Source organism: Salmonella sp. SAL00672 (genome assembly GCF_046552175.1).
Lineage (GTDB): Bacteria > Pseudomonadota > Gammaproteobacteria > Enterobacterales > Enterobacteriaceae > Salmonella > Salmonella enterica.
Genome location: NZ_JBGDUQ010000001.1, coordinates 1 through 15,888, shown reverse-complemented (window position 1 = coordinate 15,888; position 15,888 = coordinate 1). Strand labels below are relative to the sequence as shown.

Genomic DNA, 15,888 nt, shown 5'->3' with positions numbered 1-15,888 from the left:
CACTCCAGACCTGAAGACCTTATCCCGCTGACGATGTTCGTCCCTGCAACGCCTGCGGATTCAGGACGAGAGACTGATAATGGTTTACCCAGGAAGAGTATCTCTCTGGCGCATTCCAGACCCGATAGTGTAAACGCGCCATCGTCACCGGATCGCTGAGCAAAACCAGACGCCGATCGCGGTTCAGTTTCTCCGGCGTTTCGTTTAGCGCCTGCTCCACATGACGATCGCGGGCTATTTCCAGCACCTTACTGGCGCGGTGACGCGCGGTGGCCATCGCGGTCGCCAGCGCATTAAGCGACGGGTTAAATACCGCATGCATAAAGCCATCGTCCAGAATACGGCGGCGATTCATCTCCAGATATTTATCGGTATCGACCAACACCTGAGGCGGCGAATACTCTTCCGGGATCAGGAACAGCTTCCAGCGTTTGGTGCGCAATCCTACCGTTGAACGACTGGAGATCACCGAAACAAATGGCGACAGAATCAGCGAAAAGACAATCGGCGCCAGCCAGAACAGAAAGCGTAAATCCAGCCACGCCATACCCACCGCCCAGACCAGCCCCAGCAGCAGTTGAGAGCCGTGACGCATAAAGGCTTCTCCCCACGGCGTAGAATCATCGTCGCGTTGCGGTGAGTTCCAGACCACTTCCCAGCCGAGAAACGCGCTGACCACAAACACGGTATGAAACAGCATACGCACCGGCGCCAGCAACACGGAGAACAGCACTTCCAGCAACAGCGACAGCGTAACGCGCCAGAAACCGCCATACTCTTTGGTGCCTTTACACCAGATCAGCATAATACTGAGCAGCTTCGGCAGGAACAGCAGCACCATCGTTGACGCAAACAGCGCGATTGCCAGTTCCGGACGCCACTGCGGCCAGACCGGAAAAAGCTGGCGCGGCTGAAGGAAATATTGCGGCTCTGTTAACGCATGAACGACCTGCAGCGCGGTAGAAAGCGCGAGGAACATAAACCATAACGGCGCGGACAGATATGACATTACCCCCGTCAGGAACACGGCGCGATGCACCGGGTGCATTCCTTTCACCAGGAACAGACGAAAGTTCATCAGGTTGCCGTGACACCAGCGGCGGTCGCGTTTAAGCTCATCCAGCAGGTTTGGCGGCAGCTCTTCATAGGAGCCGGGGAGATCGTAGGCAATCCAGACGCCCCACCCTGCCCGACGCATTAGCGCCGCCTCCACAAAGTCGTGGGAAAGAATCGATCCGGCGAACGAACCTTCTCCCGGCAGCGGCGCCAGAGCGCAGTGCTCGATAAACGGCTTCACGCGGATAATGGCATTGTGCCCCCAGTAGTGCGACTCCCCCAGCTGCCAGAAATGCAGCCCGGCGGTAAACAGCGGCCCATAAACACGGGTCGCGAACTGTTGGCAGCGGGCATACAGAGTATCCATTCCCGACGCTTTCGGCGAAGACTGGATAATCCCGGCGTTTGGATTCGCTTCCATCAGGCGCACCAGCCCGCTCAGACACTCACCGCTCATCACTGAGTCCGCGTCCAGCACCACCATATAGCTGTACTGATTGCCCCAGCGGCGGCAAAAATCGTCAATATTGCCGCTTTTGCGTTTCATACGGCGGCGGCGGCGACGGTAAAAAATTTGGCCTTCGCCCTGCACTTCCGCGATAAGCTCCATCCACGCCTTTTGCTCCGCCACGCAGATATCCGGGTTATAACTGTCGCTAAGGATATAGACGTCGAAATGCGCGGCGTTGCCTGTGGCTTTAACGGACTCCCAGGTCGCGCGCAGACCGGCGAAAACGCGGCTAACGTCTTCATTACAGATAGGCATGATCAGCGCCGTCCGGTGTTCCGGATTGAGGGGCTCATCGCCAACCGTAGACGCGGAGATGCTGTACTTATCGCGCCCGATAAGCAGTTGCAGGAAGCCCATCAGCGCCGTCCAGAATCCGGCTGACACCCAGCAGAACAGCACGGCAAACAGAATCAGGATACCGGTTTGCAGCATGTAGGGCAGGAGCTGCATAAAAGAGACCCAAATATCCTGCCCCACCATATCCATAGGATTGATGAGCGCCCATCCCTGATAAGGCAGAATGGTCTTCATATACCAGGTCGCGACGACGGTTTGCGCCAGAGTCAAAATTAACAAAATATAGCGGCGTATAGTGCCGACGGTACGCCATTTTTGCTCGCTCGCCTGCTCTTCTTTTGTCAGACGAGAAACATAGCGCGGCGTTACATCCCGCCCACGCAGACGATCCCAGAAACGGCCAACCGGGTTGGTTCGCCAGGGATCGGGAAACATCGAAGAGCGCGTCGCTTTTGGCATAGCCTGCAACTGATCGCGCCCTTCATCATCTTTAATTAACTGCCCCTTCGCCAATGAATCCGGCCAGGCGTGTTCAAGGCGGGCTTTTACGGAACCCTGCGGTGAATCGTCTTCTCGCGAGTAAGTCCGATGCTCGGCATCCAGCGCCTGATGCACGGCGCGGATGTCAGTTTTCGGCAATGCCGCTTTCTCACGTTCAGAAAGCAGCAGTGCGTCAATATACTCAGTTGTTTTATTCATTGGCAGGTAACTGGTAGCTCCAGGTTTCACTTAGCGTCTGATCGGCATTCACCAATGCGGCACGCATTTCCGTGGTTTTCTTCGCGTCTTTGACTTTCACGCGCAGCATTAAACGCCAGCCTTTAGTGACTGGGTTATAGCGTACATTACTGTCAACGATTTCACCGTTATCGCCAATGCTGGTTTGCGCAGCGACAGGCGTATCCGGCGGCAGTTTTTTCATGTCGGCGCCAACGAAATCCACCACAAAGGCAATAGTGCCGTCGGGCTGGCGAATCAGATTCGACTGTTTAACGTCGCCCGTTGAGCGGCGTGTTTGCAGCACCCAGGCATTATCCGGCGCATGAAGTTTATCTTCATCGCGGCTGAAGGTCAGAGTGTACTTGAAGTTCATCTCTTTACCCGGTTCCGGCAGTTGATCCGGAGTCCAGTAAGCGACGATGTTATCGTTGGTTTCATCATTGGTCGGAATTTCAACCAGTTCAACCTTACCTTTGCCCCAGTCGCCTTTCGGGGTAATCCAGGCGCTTGGACGCAGGTCGTAGCGATCGTCTAAATCTTCAAAGCGCGAGAACTCGCGACCACGCTGCAACAGGCCGAATCCCTGAGGGTTTTCCATTGCATAGCTGCTCACAGCGAGGTGTTTTGGATTGTTCAGCGGACGCCAAATCCACTCGCCATTACCCGCATGAATGGATAAGCCGTTCGAGTCATGCAGTTCCGGACGATAGTTGGTCGTCGGCGACGGCTGGTTTGGCCCAAACAGGAACATACTGGTTAATGGCGCAACGCCCAGCTTGCCCACTTTATCGCGCAGATAGACTTTTGACTGCACGTCCACCACGGTATCGCGGCCAGGAATGATCACAAAACGGTAAGCGCCGGTCGCGCGCGGAGAATCGAGTAATGCATAGACGGTCAAACGCTTATCGGTGGGTTTTGGACGCTCAATCCAGAACTCGCGAAAGCGGGGAAACTCTTCACCAGATGGTAAGGCGGTATCAATCGCCAGGCCGCGCGCAGATAAGCCATATACCTGGCCTGCGCCGATAACGCGGAAATAGCTGGCGCCAAGCATACTGACGATTTCGTCGTTCTTATCTTTACTGTTAATGGGGTACAGGACTTTGAACCCGGCGAAGCCTAAATCTTTTACCGTGTCTTTATCGTGCTGAACATTGCCAAAATTGAAGTAATCCGGGCTGTATTTGATTCTTTTGACCGTCGTCGCCGTCACTTCGTTAATCTTGACCGGCGTATCGAAGTACATCCCCTGATGGTAAAATTCGAGCTTAAAAGGGGTCTTTAAGTTGTTCCAGTAGGCTTTATCGCTGTTAAACTGGATCTGCTGATAATCCGCATATTTCATGTCGCGGAAAACGGAGGGCAAGTTGCTTTTAGGCGCCTCATAGCCTTTCCCGGCTAAAGATTGAGCTTGTTTTGCCACGTCATCAATGCTGAACGCCCAGCTCGATGATGCGTAGAGCGTTAACATAATAGCTGCGCCCAACCAACGCATTTTCATCATTTGTCGTTTATGTTTCATAATAAGTAAGCACTTCCCCCTTTGTGTGCTTATATCGATCCGATCCATTTTAATGGATAATCAGGCATTACGACAACTGAATCCAGGCTTTGTTCAGCGCGCTGGCTCATGGATTAAGCACCTCCCGCGCCTGTTTTCACTTTGCGTGCTTATCCTGGAGACAGGTTGTCGGAGTTGGTGTAGGGTTGCTACCGAATGTAACTATAATTCGCCTTATGGATAAGGTGAAAAATCTGAGAATACGTGACCTTATATGAGCTCTGTACCCGCGCCGCGTGAATATTTTCTTGACTCTATCCGCGCATGGCTGATGTTGTTAGGGATTCCCTTTCATATCTCGTTGATCTATTCCACTCACAGTTGGCATGTCAATAGCGCCGCGCCATCGTGGTGGCTAACCCTGTTTAACGATTTTATCCACGCTTTTCGTATGCAGGTGTTTTTTGTTATTTCTGGTTATTTTTCGTACATGTTATTTTTACGTTATCCATTAAAACACTGGTGGAAAGTACGGGTAGAACGTGTGGGTATTCCCATGCTTACCGCAATCCCTTTGCTTACCTTGCCGCAATTTATCCTGTTGCAATATGTCAAAGAGAAAACAGAGAACTGGCCTACACTCTCTGCCTATGAAAAATATAATACGTTAGCGTGGGAACTCATTTCACATCTGTGGTTTTTACTGGTGCTGGTGATATTAACCACCGTCAGCATCGGGATTTTTACCTGGTTCCAAAAAAGGCAGGAAACAAGCAAGCCTCGTCCCGCCGCTATTTCGCTGGCCAAACTTTCTCTTATTTTTTTCCTGCTGGGGGTGGCTTACGCTGCTATCAGGCGCATTATATTCATCGTATATCCGGCAATCCTCAGTGACGGCATGTTCAATTTTATTGTGATGCAAACGCTATTTTATGTGCCGTTTTTTATTCTCGGCGCGTTGGCCTTCATTCACCCCGATCTGAAAGCGCGCTTCACCACGCCCTCACGCGGATGCACTTTAGGCGCTGCCGTTGCTTTTATCGCGTATCTGCTGAATCAACGTTATGGGAGCGGCGACGCCTGGATGTACGAAACCGAATCCGTGATTACGATGGTAATGGGGCTATGGATGGTGAACGTGGTATTTTCACTGGGGCATCGCTTGTTAAACTTTCAGTCCGCGCGTGTCACCTATTTCGTGAATGCTTCGCTGTTTATCTATCTGGTGCATCATCCCTTAACGCTTTTCTTTGGCGCGTATATTACGCCGCATATCTCCTCCAACCTGATCGGGTTCTTGTGCGGGCTGATATTTGTTATGGGTATTGCGTTAATTCTGTATGAAATTCATTTACGCATCCCGCTCCTGAAATTTCTCTTTTCAGGTAAACCGCCGGTAAAACGAGAAAGTCGCGCCACGATCGGGTAGTTTTCCGCGCGTGGGTTCACAGCAACCATTCCACAGGTAAAATTGCCGCCAACCGTACCAGAACTCGTTGCCAGAAACGCGTAGCGGGTTCTTTCTTTAACACCTTTTCCTCTTCTTGCTGACGATCGATCCAGTTAATTCGTCCCCAGCGATCCAGCCGCAGTTGCCAGGCCGCATCGCGTTGGCTCTGTGTAAAACGCTTATGGATAAGCGTCGCCAGCGTTTCACTTTCAATGACAAAGCCCATTTCGGTATTTAAAAGCGTTGAACGGGGATCAAAATTAAGCGACCCGATAAACACCTTACTACCATCAATACTGAACGTTTTAGCATGTAAGCTGGAACCTGAGTTCCCGGTGAGTCCGCGATCATGTACGGCGGTTTCATGTTCGCGGGTCGGTTTCAGTTCGTAGAGCTCCACGCCATAGCGCAGTAATTTCTTGCGCCAGCGCGCGTACCCTGCGTGAACGACCGCCACATCGTTGGCCGCCAGAGAGTTAGTTAAGATGGCGATCTTCACGCCTTTCCTGACCAGATTAAGCAACTGCGCCACGCCTGCGCGCGTAGGAACAAAGTAAGCGGAAATAATGTCGATACGCTCCGTCGGCGACCCCATCACGTCAAATAATCGCTGCGGAAGAAGCGAATGGCGCTGCGCCTTCCCCTCGCCTTTAGAAGGGTCATCGCTAAGCAAGCGTGTTTTTGCCCAAATCAGCGGCAACGTTCCGCGATCGAGATCCGCCATAAACTGGCTGGTTTCCAGCTTATGCAGATAACGGCGGGTGATCTCATCGTTATACCAGGATTCGGGAAGTTCGATACGCTGCGTCAGTTCCTGCTCAGAAAGGGATAATACTTGCTGCAATGTCGACACTGAACTACAGCGCCAGTAACGTTCAAAATCATTGGCGACATCATTGACCACCGGGCCAATGGCCATCACGTCCAGATCGGAAAATAGCGGCTCCTCGCCAGCGCCGAAATAGGCATCGCCGATGTTGCGCCCACCGACCAGCGTCACTACGCCGTCGGCAGTGTAACTTTTATTGTGCATCCGCCGATTCAGCCGCGCAAAATCCGTCAAATATCCCAGCGCGCGTAGCGTACGAAAAGAGAAAGGATTAAACAGACGAACTTCGATATTAGGATGGCTATCCAGCAAGCGCAACGTATCATCCAGACCAGGCGTATTGTTATCATCCAGCAGCAGACGAACATGAACGCCGCGCTTCGCCGCCGACAGCAGTACCGAAAAGAGCAGTCGCCCGGACATATCGTCTTCCCAAATATAATACTGCACATCCAGCGTCCGCGCCGCCATTTCGGTCAGGCGGTAGCGGGCGGCAAAAGCGTCCAGACTGTTATCCAGCGCGAGAATGCCGCACTCTCCGGGATGGCGCGCGCATAGCGGTTCAACGGCACGCTCCAGGCGTGTTTTATCAGGCAGGGTCGTCGCCTTGCTGAGTAAGTAATCTTGCGTAAAGCCGGGCAGTTTCTTCATCATAACAGACAAAGTATACCTGTTCAGGCAGAGCGTAACGGGTAATAAAATCTGAAACCGTCCTGACGGCGATCTCAGCGGCCTGGGCGCGTGGATAGCCATAAACGCCGGTACTGATTGCCGGAAAAGCGATGGAACGAAAGTGATTCGCCTCGGCAAGCAGCAAACAATTCCGGTATGCCTCTTCGAGTAGCTCAGCTTCCTGGTGTTCGCCGCCTCGCCAGACGGGCCCCACTGTGTGAATAACCGCCTTTGCCGAAAGCTTGCCGGCAGGCGTGATAACCGCATGTCCCGTCTGACATTCGCCCTGTTGCTGGCGGATGAGTTTACAGGCGTCCAGCAATGCCGGCCCCGCCGCGCGATGAATCGCGCCGTCTACGCCACCGCCGCCCATTAATGATGCGTTAGCGGCATTCACAATCGCATCGACGCTAAGTTGAGTGATATCACCCTGTATGACCTGAAGACGTGATGTCATAACCCCCCCTTTGTCTCACCTTATCTGCAAAGTGTACAGCAGGGCTTTCAACAGAGTCGCTCTTTTTATATCTATGACACCGCCGTTAACGGTACTCAATATTCATCACCGCCAGGCTTTTTTGCGCATCGAGATAATGCAGCCGTACCGTCGCAATGGACTGAATATCCTGCGGTAATCCAGATGCCTGCCGAAGGTCAATCCGGTGCATTTGCTTTTTACCTTCGCGCAGGCAGGTTAAATCAATATTTTCGGCGTGAGTAGAAATATCGCACAGTGGCTCAACAATCGCGCCGCGAAAATGGATAACGCCGCCCTGTACCGTTTGTTGCCCTACCGCAGAATGGATAAAAAAAGCGCAGATACACAGGCCTACGGCAGGGATATTTTTCTTGATTACGGACATGTTAACTCCTCAATGATTAGTCATCCTCGAGGGTTCGGCGTTACCTTATAGCGACATGCCGAGACGATGAGACGCTTTTATCGCCTCTTTATACCCAGGTCAGCCAATCCATTTCCGCCACCATCAAAAACTACTGTGCAGAAGGCGGCCATTGTTGTGATAAATGCAGTGATTGTCCGTCCGAAACAGTAACAATAATTTTAACCGAGTCCTCTGAAGATATATTTACACTAAGACGAGACAACTCAATCGGTTGATTAGCAGGTAAAGATAGCGTTTGTTTTTGCTGTGTATGGCTTTGTCCCCCGACGCCGTCGCGCACAGAGAGAATTTGCACCTGACAGACGCAGGGTTCGTTTAATGTGACCTGAGGGATCACCGTGTAAATATCGCCTTGCTGAGTCGTGGTAAACGTAATCTGATTTGAAAGTGCGGCAAGGAGCAATAAAGTATGCATAATTTCCTCCCGAAAAAAAACAGGGCTTATGCCCTGTTTTTTTATTAGCGCAGACGCTAAATTAATACTGGTTAGCCGTGGCGTTGTTGCCAAAACCAACCTGACGCACCATTACGCTGGAATCAGATGCGGTCTGATTAACCAGCGCGGCGTTATTACCGCCGTATTGACCGACAGTAATATCGGAGTTTTTAGCGTTCCACTGGTCGATGGTGGCATTGTTTCTGAAACCATTCTGAGTCAGTTCAATAGTACTGTTATCCGCACCCTGGCCTACATCGGCGCCGTTACCATAACCGCTCTGGGTAATGGTCGTTTCAGATTTACGGGCATCGCTTTGCAGAGCAAGCGCAGCGTTAGCGGAACCGTACTGATAAATGCTCAACGTGGAATCCGGGCCGGAACTATTGCCGCCGCCGTTATGATTACCGCCGCCGCCCCATTGTGGAACGACGCCAGCCAGAGCACTGCCAGAAACTACGATTGCTGCGAATGCTGCCACTTTTAAAAGTTTCATGGTAAAACCCCCATCGGATTGATTTAAAAGTCGTAACGGTATTAGCGTTGGGTGACGCGAATAGCCATATGCGACTGTTTCTGCACTACAACTGCTGTTTTCTGCGTACCGTACTGGGTAATATTGGCCTTATTTCCAGAACCTTTCTGGATAATAGCCGCACTATTACCGTAAGCGCTTTGCGATATACTGGCATCGTTGGCATTGCCCGTTTGCTCAATATACGCAAAGTTATAATTCCCTGCCTGGTCGACTTTCGCCCGATTATTTCCTCCTTCTTGTGAAATAACGGACAATAGTTTTGATCCTTCCTGGCGTACTCTGGCACTATTATCCGTGCCGACTTGACCAATAATGGCCGCCTGATTAAATGAAGACTTGCTTAATTCATTTACCGCAAAATTATACTCTGAACGAGCCAGATCATAATTTGTCGCGGTTGCAATCCCAGGCGCACCCAGTATTGTCAACATCATAAATAACAATTTGTTTTTCATGCTGTCACCCTGGACCTGGTCGTACATAGCGAAAATTATCTATTACCTTGTTAGCGACATGCGTTTTTTGTTAACGCGTCGTTACGATGAAGAGTATGTCCGTGGAAACATTTTTAATAACTCACCCACGCGTGGTATTTTGTTATTTAAGCTCATACCAAAGTGCTAATAAAACGATAGCCATGTGATTTTTTATAATTGATTTTTGGCCACAGAAGATAGTGTATCGCGCACCTAAAAAATGAAGTGTTGGTGTGTGTTATGCCGCCATGGGGATGTTCTTATGCTTCCCATGTGGGGCAATACGCACAAGACGTGACACACTTCGTTTTTTTTGTCTTTGTGCTGTCCAGGTTAATGCCACGTCTCAAATTTTAAGAAAAAATAAAATCAAAACATAACATATAATAATTAAAATGATTAAAAATCAATGAATTATTATAATTTGTATGATTTTTTAAATCTATGCAATAACAGCGAAATGTACAACTTTACTATCAAATCTAAACTTCAAAAAAAACCAAAAACAACATTTTAATATATATTTTTACATATTGTTACAAGTTTAACACTTGCTTTAAGATTTGTAATGGCTAGATTGAAAACAGTTAAAAGTATTTTCGTAAATATTTTTCTCTTTCTGGATAATGGGCTATTTCAACCCACAGCAGTGCAACATCTGTCAGTACTTCTGGTGCCTTTATTTTATGGGGGCAGCTGTCAGATGTGCGATTAAAAAAAGTGGAGTTTCATCATGTTTAATGAAGTCCATAGTAGTCATGGTCACACACTATTGTTGATCACAAAGCCATCTCTGCAAGCTACGGCATTATTGCAACATTTAAAGCAATCGCTGGCCATAACCGGAAAACTGCATAATATTCAACGTTCTCTGGAAGATATCTCAGCCAGTTGCATTGTTTTAATGGATATGATGGAAGCGGATAAGAAGCTTATCCACTATTGGCAGGATAATTTAAGCCGCAAAAACAATAATATAAAAACATTATTGTTAAATACCCCTGACGATTATCCCTACCGTGAAATTGAAAACTGGCCTCATATTAACGGCGTGTTTTACGCCACTGAAGACCAGGAACACGTGGTCAGCGGATTACAGGGTATTCTGCGTGGCGAATGCTATTTTTCACAAAAATTAGCCAGTTACCTGATTACGCACTCAGGAAATTACCGCTACAACAGCACCGAGTCCGCATTACTCACTCATCGCGAAAAAGAGATCCTCAATAAGTTACGTATTGGTGCCTCTAATAATGAAATCGCGAGGTCGCTATTTATCAGCGAGAATACGGTTAAGACACATCTTTATAATCTTTTCAAAAAGATAGCTGTCAAAAATCGCACCCAGGCAGTTTCATGGGCAAACGATAATCTCAGGCGGTAAGGCCATGAAACGCTATCTGACCTGGATTGTAGCAGCAGAGTTACTGTTCGCTACCGGAAACCTGCATGCCAATGAAGTTGAAGTCGAGGTTCCCGGATTGTTAACCGACCATACCGTCTCTTCGATAGGACATGAATTCTATCGTGCATTCAGCGACAAATGGGAAAGCGAATACACCGGCAATCTGACCATTAATGAAAGACCCAGTGCGCGTTGGGGAAGCTGGATCACCATAACGGTAAATCAGGACGTTATTTTCCAGACCTTTTTATTTCCAATGAAAAGAGACTTCGAGAAAACCGTCGTCTTCGCATTAGCGCAAACAGAGGAAGCATTAAATCGCCGACAAATAGATCAAACGCTATTAAGTACGAGTGATTTAGCGCGTGATGAATTCTAAAACATGATTTTTATCCGGAGGCTGTCATGCGTGTTAAACATGCAGTAGTGCTGCTCATGCTTTTTTCGCCATTAACCTGGGCTGGAAATATGACGTTCCAGTTCCGTAATCCTAACTTTGGTGGAAACCCCAATAACGGTTCCTTTTTATTGAATAGCGCCCAGGCGCAAAATTCATATAAAGACCCCGCTTATGATAACGATTTTGGTATCGAAACCCCCTCAGCGTTGGATAACTTTACGCAGGCTATTCAATCGCAAATTCTGGGCGGCTTGTTGACCAATATTAATACCGGGAAACCAGGACGTATGGTGACCAACGATTTTATTATCGATATCGCTAATCGCGACGGACAGCTCCAGCTCAACGTCACGGACAGAAAAACGGGAAGAACCTCGACCATCGAAGTGTCAGGTTTACAAACTCAGTCAACCGATTTTTAAGCTACAGTCACTAAAGGATATAAATCATGCCGCGCTTACTTATTTTGGTTGCCGTTTTATTGTTGAGTGGATGCTTAACTGCCCCGCCGAAACAAGCTGCGAAACCGACATTAATGCCCCGCGCACAAAGTTACAAAGATTTGACGCACTTACCTGCTCCCACCGGTAAGATCTTTGTTTCGGTATATAACATTCAGGATGAAACGGGCCAATTTAAACCTTACCCGGCAAGTAACTTTTCTACGGCTGTGCCGCAGAGCGCCACCGCTATGTTGGTCACCGCGCTGAAAGATTCGCGCTGGTTTATCCCGCTGGAACGACAAGGCTTACAGAATCTTTTGAATGAACGGAAAATTATTCGCGCAGCCCAGGAAAACGGCACCGTGGCGATGAATAACCGTATCCCGCTTCAGTCGCTGACGGCGGCAAATATTATGGTGGAAGGTTCTATTATTGGTTATGAAAGTAACGTCAAATCCGGCGGGGTCGGCGCAAGATATTTCGGTATTGGCGCCGATACGCAGTATCAGCTGGATCAGATTGCTGTCAACCTGCGCGTGGTTAACGTCAGTACGGGCGAGATCCTTTCTTCGGTGAACACCAGTAAAACGATCCTTTCCTATGAAGTACAGGCAGGCGTGTTCCGTTTTATTGATTACCAGCGCTTACTGGAAGGCGAAATCGGCTATACCTCGAACGAACCGGTGATGCTGTGTCTGATGTCAGCCATTGAAACCGGCGTTATCTTCCTCATTAATGATGGTATCGATCGCGGACTGTGGGATTTGCAGAATAAAGCGGACAGGCAAAATGATATTCTGGTGAAATACCGTGAGCTGTCAGTACCGCCAGAATCCTGATCAATACGACAAAGCGTGGGGAAGAACCCCACGCTTTTTTATTTTGTGACCGCCGTATTCGCTGAATGTTGCTCGCGGCGTGATGCCAGCCATAGCCCACTATTTTTCATGGCATAGCCAAAGATTAGCCCCAGCGCCAGCGACGGTAATACCAACCGCCAGTCACCCTGCCCTGCAAATGTCGCGCAGGCGCCGATAAATGTTCCCGGAACAAAAGAAAGCAATAGCTGCTTTGCCTGGATACACATCAGGAATGCCACGATCCCCGTCAACACGTAACTGACAATTTCCAGATGCGGCGCCAGCGCGCTACCGTGAATAATGACCAGCGCCCACACCATACCGCTTAACAGCGTACAGGCGGAAATCAACAATCCCTTAAAGCCGCCCTTCGGACAGGCGAAATAAGCCGTACAGCCTAAAAAACCGGCCCAGCTTAGTAACCCCAGGGAGACGGCCACCCATCCCCATATTCCAGAAAGGATGCCCGTCGTGATAGCAATAGAAAGAAGTATGTTCATGGCGCGCATCATAACAGAAAAGCGGCACATTAATGAGATCGCGCACACATTTTATGCAATGATGTAAAACTCGTTGCAGTTAATGGTGATTTACATCACATTATTCTTCATCTTCTTCCTGAAGTTCATCCCACATGGCCCCTATCGCATCACGCGTTAGCGGCGCCAGAGTGCGCCAGAATGGCGTAACGGCATGGGCTTCAACTTTACCGAGGAAGGTATTGCACCAGGGAAGCAGATAATCGGCAAATAAGGTTTCCAGCGCTTCACTTTCATCTTCGGCAGACTGATCTTCCAGCCAGGAGGCCGCGAGCAATAAAGTGCCAATGTGATCGGCAGGCGTATCGGCCAGCGGCATCCCTCGCGACGTTAAAAAAGCGCGCACCTCAGACTCTTCCGCGCCTTCGACCCACGCACTGCGGTATGGCGCTACCGCGCACTCTTCCCCAACAAATAACGCATTGTAATCAGTGGAAATCTGCGTGATATCGCAGCTTTTCTGTAAACGCGCCAGCATGTCATCCTGCTCCAGCGGCCAGTTTGCCGCCAGTTTACCTTCACGGATTAACGTAAACAGCGGAACCAGTAAAGGATCTTGCGGTTGGCGGTAAAACAACGATCCCAGCACACGGCACAGGATTGAAAACTCATTCATTGATATCTTCCCATAAATAACGATTAAAGTTCGGCAAATTCCGGTACAGGCGCCATACCGCGTGATTCGAGAAAGGCCAGTAAGCGCTGCGGCGAGACGTTCAGGATTCGATCTTCCGGAAAATTCACCGCATCCAGAATTTTCCGGCATTCGGTGAAATCGCCAAGCGTAAAGGCCGTATGGGAATCAGAGCCTAACGCTACCCAGCCTCCCGCATCGCGTACGGCGGCAGCGACCGCGCGGCAATTATCTTCGCTTCCTTTACGCGAATGCAGAAAAGAAGAGTTGTTGATTTCCAGCGCTACATGGTGTTTCGCCGCCGCCTGCGCGATGGCTTTAACCTCCACTGGATACTTTGGATTTCCGGGGTGACTAATTATATGCACCTTGCCGCTGGCGATGGTCGCGATCATCGCCTGGGTATTGGTTTCTTTATCATGTGGCGCAAAAACGGGCTCATGGAAGCCTGCGATAATCAGATCCAGCGAGTCGAACATCTTTCCGGAACAATCAATTTCACCGTTAATGTTCTTGATATTCGCCTCAATGCCACGCAGTATCCCCACGCCGTCAACCAGACGCGGCCAGATGCGCATGTTAATAAAATGCCAGTGATGCGGCGCATCTTCCATGTCCGGACCATGATCGGTAATCGCAAAAAGTTTAATACCTTTGCGTTTGGCTTCCGCGATATAATCGCTCAGAGTACTGTAGGCATGAGTGCTGGCGACGGTATGCATATGCAGGTCAACGGGATACATTGCTCTCTCCTGTAGTCATTTCCGACAAGGATAGCAGGTATCGCCAGCGTTTTTTAGCGAAACCCGGCCCGCGCCGGGTTGATGTCAATATCCTCTCGCCCGATCCACCTGCCCCGTCACCGGCTCTCCCTTCTCCAGCTGGGTAATGGTGCGGCTAATATAATCGATGGCTTCCGCTGGACGGGTGACTGCCGCAATGTGCGGCGTCATGGCGACTCGCGGATGGCGCCATAATGGACTTTCCTGCGGTAACGGTTCCTGGCTAAAGACATCCAACATCGCGCCTTTTAGCTTACCGCTATCAAGCGCAGCCAGCAGATCCGCCTCCTGAACATGCACGCCGCGCGCGAGATTCAACACGTAAGCGCCATCCGGCAATTGATCCAACAATTCGCTATTAATAATTCCTACCGTTTGGGCCGTATTCGGCAGCAGATTAATCAGCACCCGCGTCTGGTTCAGGAAAGCGTGCAGCTCTTCACGCCCAACATAACTTTCCACGCCAGGCCAGGATTTGCGGCTACGACTCCAGCAACGTAACGGGAACCCCCACGCCTGTAGACTTTCTGCCACTTTTGCGCCCAGTACCCCTGCGCCCATGATACCGACGCTAAACTCTTCGCGGGTATATTCCGGCAACGGTTTCCATAGCGCCTGATTTTTCAGCGCCTGATAATCATCGAAACGACGGAACCAGTGTAATACCTGGCTGACGGCATACTCCTGCATTTGCAGGCCCATTCCGGTATCTTCCAGACGGAATAGAGGAATGGAGGCGTCCAGCATTTCCGGATGCGCATTTAATTTACTCAGAATTGCATCCACCCCCGCGCCCAGCGCAAAGACGGCTTTTAAGCGTCTTCCGGCCAGCATTTCAACCGGGGGCTGCCATACAAGCGCATAGTCTGCGGGGTTGTTATCACCGACCTTCCATTCACGAACGCGCGCATGTGGGAGAGCCTTCTCCAGCGCATTTACCCACCAGGCGGCGTTAAATGTCGGGTGATAAAAAATTATCTCCATGTTATCTCCTGAGCAGTATTGTGCGGAATGTGATTGCGCCTGTTATCAGCGTTTTCAACGGGATGTGCAGCATAGCAAATTTCCCGGCGCGGGCAAAAAAAGCAGTTTTCGCTTATTAAAACCACAGATTGGTGGAAGTTTGTATAAACGCGCTTTTTTTTAAAAAAGTTGATTGACGTAGAAAAGATATTTCCCTACATTAGCGCCCGTTCCAGTAATGCTGGAGCGACAATTTGGTGAGGTGTCCGAGTGGCTGAAGGAGCACGCCTGGAAAGTGTGTATACGGCAACGTATCGGGGGTTCGAATCCCCCCCTCACCGCCATATTTAAGAAAGAGCTCGTACGAATGTACGGGCTTTTTTTTACATAATGACCCGTCCTGAATAGCGTTGACACGTTCCAGACTTAAATCCGGAGAACGTGATGATGACTGAGTTCAAACGCACC

General features: G+C 49.8%; 17 protein-coding genes and 1 tRNA gene. 6 read left to right on the top strand and 12 right to left on the bottom strand.

Annotated features, from left to right (window positions below; genetic code table 11):
• Positions 1 to 19: 19 nt before the first annotated feature.
• Positions 20 to 2,563, bottom strand: a complete 2,544-nt coding sequence (gene mdoH, locus ACLJTG_RS00090; protein WP_001044609.1) for a glucans biosynthesis glucosyltransferase MdoH — start codon at positions 2,561 to 2,563, stop codon at positions 20 to 22.
• Complete coding sequence (gene mdoG / locus ACLJTG_RS00085) at positions 2,556 to 4,091, bottom strand: glucans biosynthesis protein MdoG (RefSeq protein WP_001562609.1); 1,536 nt, start codon at positions 4,089 to 4,091, stop codon at positions 2,556 to 2,558. The genes mdoH and mdoG overlap by 8 nt, the downstream gene beginning before the upstream one ends.
• Before the next feature lie 271 nt (positions 4,092 to 4,362).
• On the opposite strand from mdoG, the gene mdoC reads away from it, so the two are divergent.
• Positions 4,363 to 5,517, top strand: coding sequence for a glucans biosynthesis protein MdoC (gene mdoC, locus ACLJTG_RS00080; RefSeq protein WP_000100055.1), 1,155 nt, complete (start codon positions 4,363 to 4,365; stop codon positions 5,515 to 5,517).
• Positions 5,518 to 5,533: 16 nt separating this feature from the next.
• On the opposite strand, the gene ACLJTG_RS00075 is transcribed toward mdoC, so the two are convergent.
• From ACLJTG_RS00075 to csgB, 6 genes are all read right to left on the bottom strand, one after another.
• Positions 5,534 to 7,021, bottom strand: coding sequence for a phospholipase D family protein (locus ACLJTG_RS00075; RefSeq protein ID WP_000976323.1), 1,488 nt, complete (start codon positions 7,019 to 7,021; stop codon positions 5,534 to 5,536).
• Entirely contained in the window at positions 6,957 to 7,496 is a 540-nt protein-coding gene (gene ymdB, locus ACLJTG_RS00070) for an O-acetyl-ADP-ribose deacetylase (RefSeq protein WP_000203941.1), read from the bottom strand. The genes ACLJTG_RS00075 and ymdB overlap by 65 nt, the downstream gene beginning before the upstream one ends.
• An 85-nt stretch (positions 7,497 to 7,581) precedes the next feature.
• The gene (locus tag ACLJTG_RS00065) at positions 7,582 to 7,902 is read right to left on the bottom strand and encodes a type 1 fimbrial protein (protein WP_198898109.1); all 321 of its coding nucleotides are present in this window, start codon (positions 7,900 to 7,902) and stop codon (positions 7,582 to 7,584) included.
• Positions 7,903 to 8,032: 130 nt separating this feature from the next.
• A complete protein-coding gene (gene csgC / locus ACLJTG_RS00060; RefSeq protein WP_000557256.1) occupies positions 8,033 to 8,359 on the bottom strand; it encodes a curli assembly chaperone CsgC in 327 nt (108 codons plus the stop codon).
• A 61-nt stretch (positions 8,360 to 8,420) separates the two neighbouring features.
• Positions 8,421 to 8,876: a curli major subunit CsgA gene (gene csgA, locus ACLJTG_RS00055; protein ID WP_000771416.1), complete on the bottom strand. Its 456-nt coding sequence runs from the start codon at positions 8,874 to 8,876 to the stop codon at positions 8,421 to 8,423.
• A gap of 41 nt (positions 8,877 to 8,917) precedes the next feature.
• A complete protein-coding gene (gene csgB, locus ACLJTG_RS00050) occupies positions 8,918 to 9,373 on the bottom strand; it encodes a curli minor subunit CsgB (protein ID WP_000791655.1) in 456 nt (151 codons plus the stop codon).
• Between the two features lie 754 nt (positions 9,374 to 10,127).
• Between csgB and csgD the strand changes: the two genes are divergently transcribed.
• Genes csgD through csgG form a run of 4 tightly spaced genes read left to right on the top strand, consistent with a single transcriptional unit; the run spans position 10,128 to position 12,481 of the window.
• The gene (gene csgD / locus ACLJTG_RS00045) at positions 10,128 to 10,778 is read left to right on the top strand and encodes a biofilm master transcriptional regulator CsgD (RefSeq protein ID WP_000481519.1); all 651 of its coding nucleotides are present in this window, start codon (positions 10,128 to 10,130) and stop codon (positions 10,776 to 10,778) included.
• 4 nt (positions 10,779 to 10,782) lie between these two features.
• A complete protein-coding gene (gene csgE / locus ACLJTG_RS00040) occupies positions 10,783 to 11,178 on the top strand; it encodes a curli production assembly/transport protein CsgE (RefSeq protein ID WP_000833307.1) in 396 nt (131 codons plus the stop codon).
• A 26-nt stretch (positions 11,179 to 11,204) separates the two neighbouring features.
• Positions 11,205 to 11,621, top strand: coding sequence for a curli production assembly/transport protein CsgF (csgF, locus tag ACLJTG_RS00035; RefSeq protein ID WP_001264073.1), 417 nt, complete (start codon positions 11,205 to 11,207; stop codon positions 11,619 to 11,621).
• A gap of 26 nt (positions 11,622 to 11,647) precedes the next feature.
• Positions 11,648 to 12,481 carry a curli production assembly/transport protein CsgG gene (gene csgG / locus ACLJTG_RS00030; RefSeq protein WP_001137620.1) on the top strand — a complete coding sequence of 278 codons (834 nt, stop codon included), beginning with the start codon at positions 11,648 to 11,650 and terminating at the stop codon, positions 12,479 to 12,481.
• Positions 12,482 to 12,519: 38 nt separating this feature from the next.
• Here csgG and ACLJTG_RS00025 read toward each other — a convergent pair whose 3' ends face one another.
• From ACLJTG_RS00025 to ghrA, 4 genes are all read right to left on the bottom strand, one after another.
• Positions 12,520 to 13,002 carry a DUF1097 domain-containing protein gene (locus tag ACLJTG_RS00025; protein ID WP_001670718.1) on the bottom strand — a complete coding sequence of 161 codons (483 nt, stop codon included), beginning with the start codon at positions 13,000 to 13,002 and terminating at the stop codon, positions 12,520 to 12,522.
• 100 nt (positions 13,003 to 13,102) lie between these two features.
• Entirely contained in the window at positions 13,103 to 13,657 is a 555-nt protein-coding gene (locus tag ACLJTG_RS00020) for a molecular chaperone (RefSeq protein WP_001001883.1), read from the bottom strand.
• Between the two features lie 23 nt (positions 13,658 to 13,680).
• Positions 13,681 to 14,418, bottom strand: coding sequence for a phosphatase (locus ACLJTG_RS00015; RefSeq protein ID WP_000283643.1), 738 nt, complete (start codon positions 14,416 to 14,418; stop codon positions 13,681 to 13,683).
• A gap of 84 nt (positions 14,419 to 14,502) precedes the next feature.
• Positions 14,503 to 15,441, bottom strand: coding sequence for a glyoxylate/hydroxypyruvate reductase GhrA (gene ghrA / locus ACLJTG_RS00010; RefSeq protein WP_000402551.1), 939 nt, complete (start codon positions 15,439 to 15,441; stop codon positions 14,503 to 14,505).
• Between the two features lie 235 nt (positions 15,442 to 15,676).
• Between ghrA and ACLJTG_RS00005 the strand changes: the two genes are divergently transcribed.
• Positions 15,677 to 15,764, top strand: a tRNA-Ser gene (locus ACLJTG_RS00005).
• Positions 15,765 to 15,888: the final 124 nt, after the last annotated feature.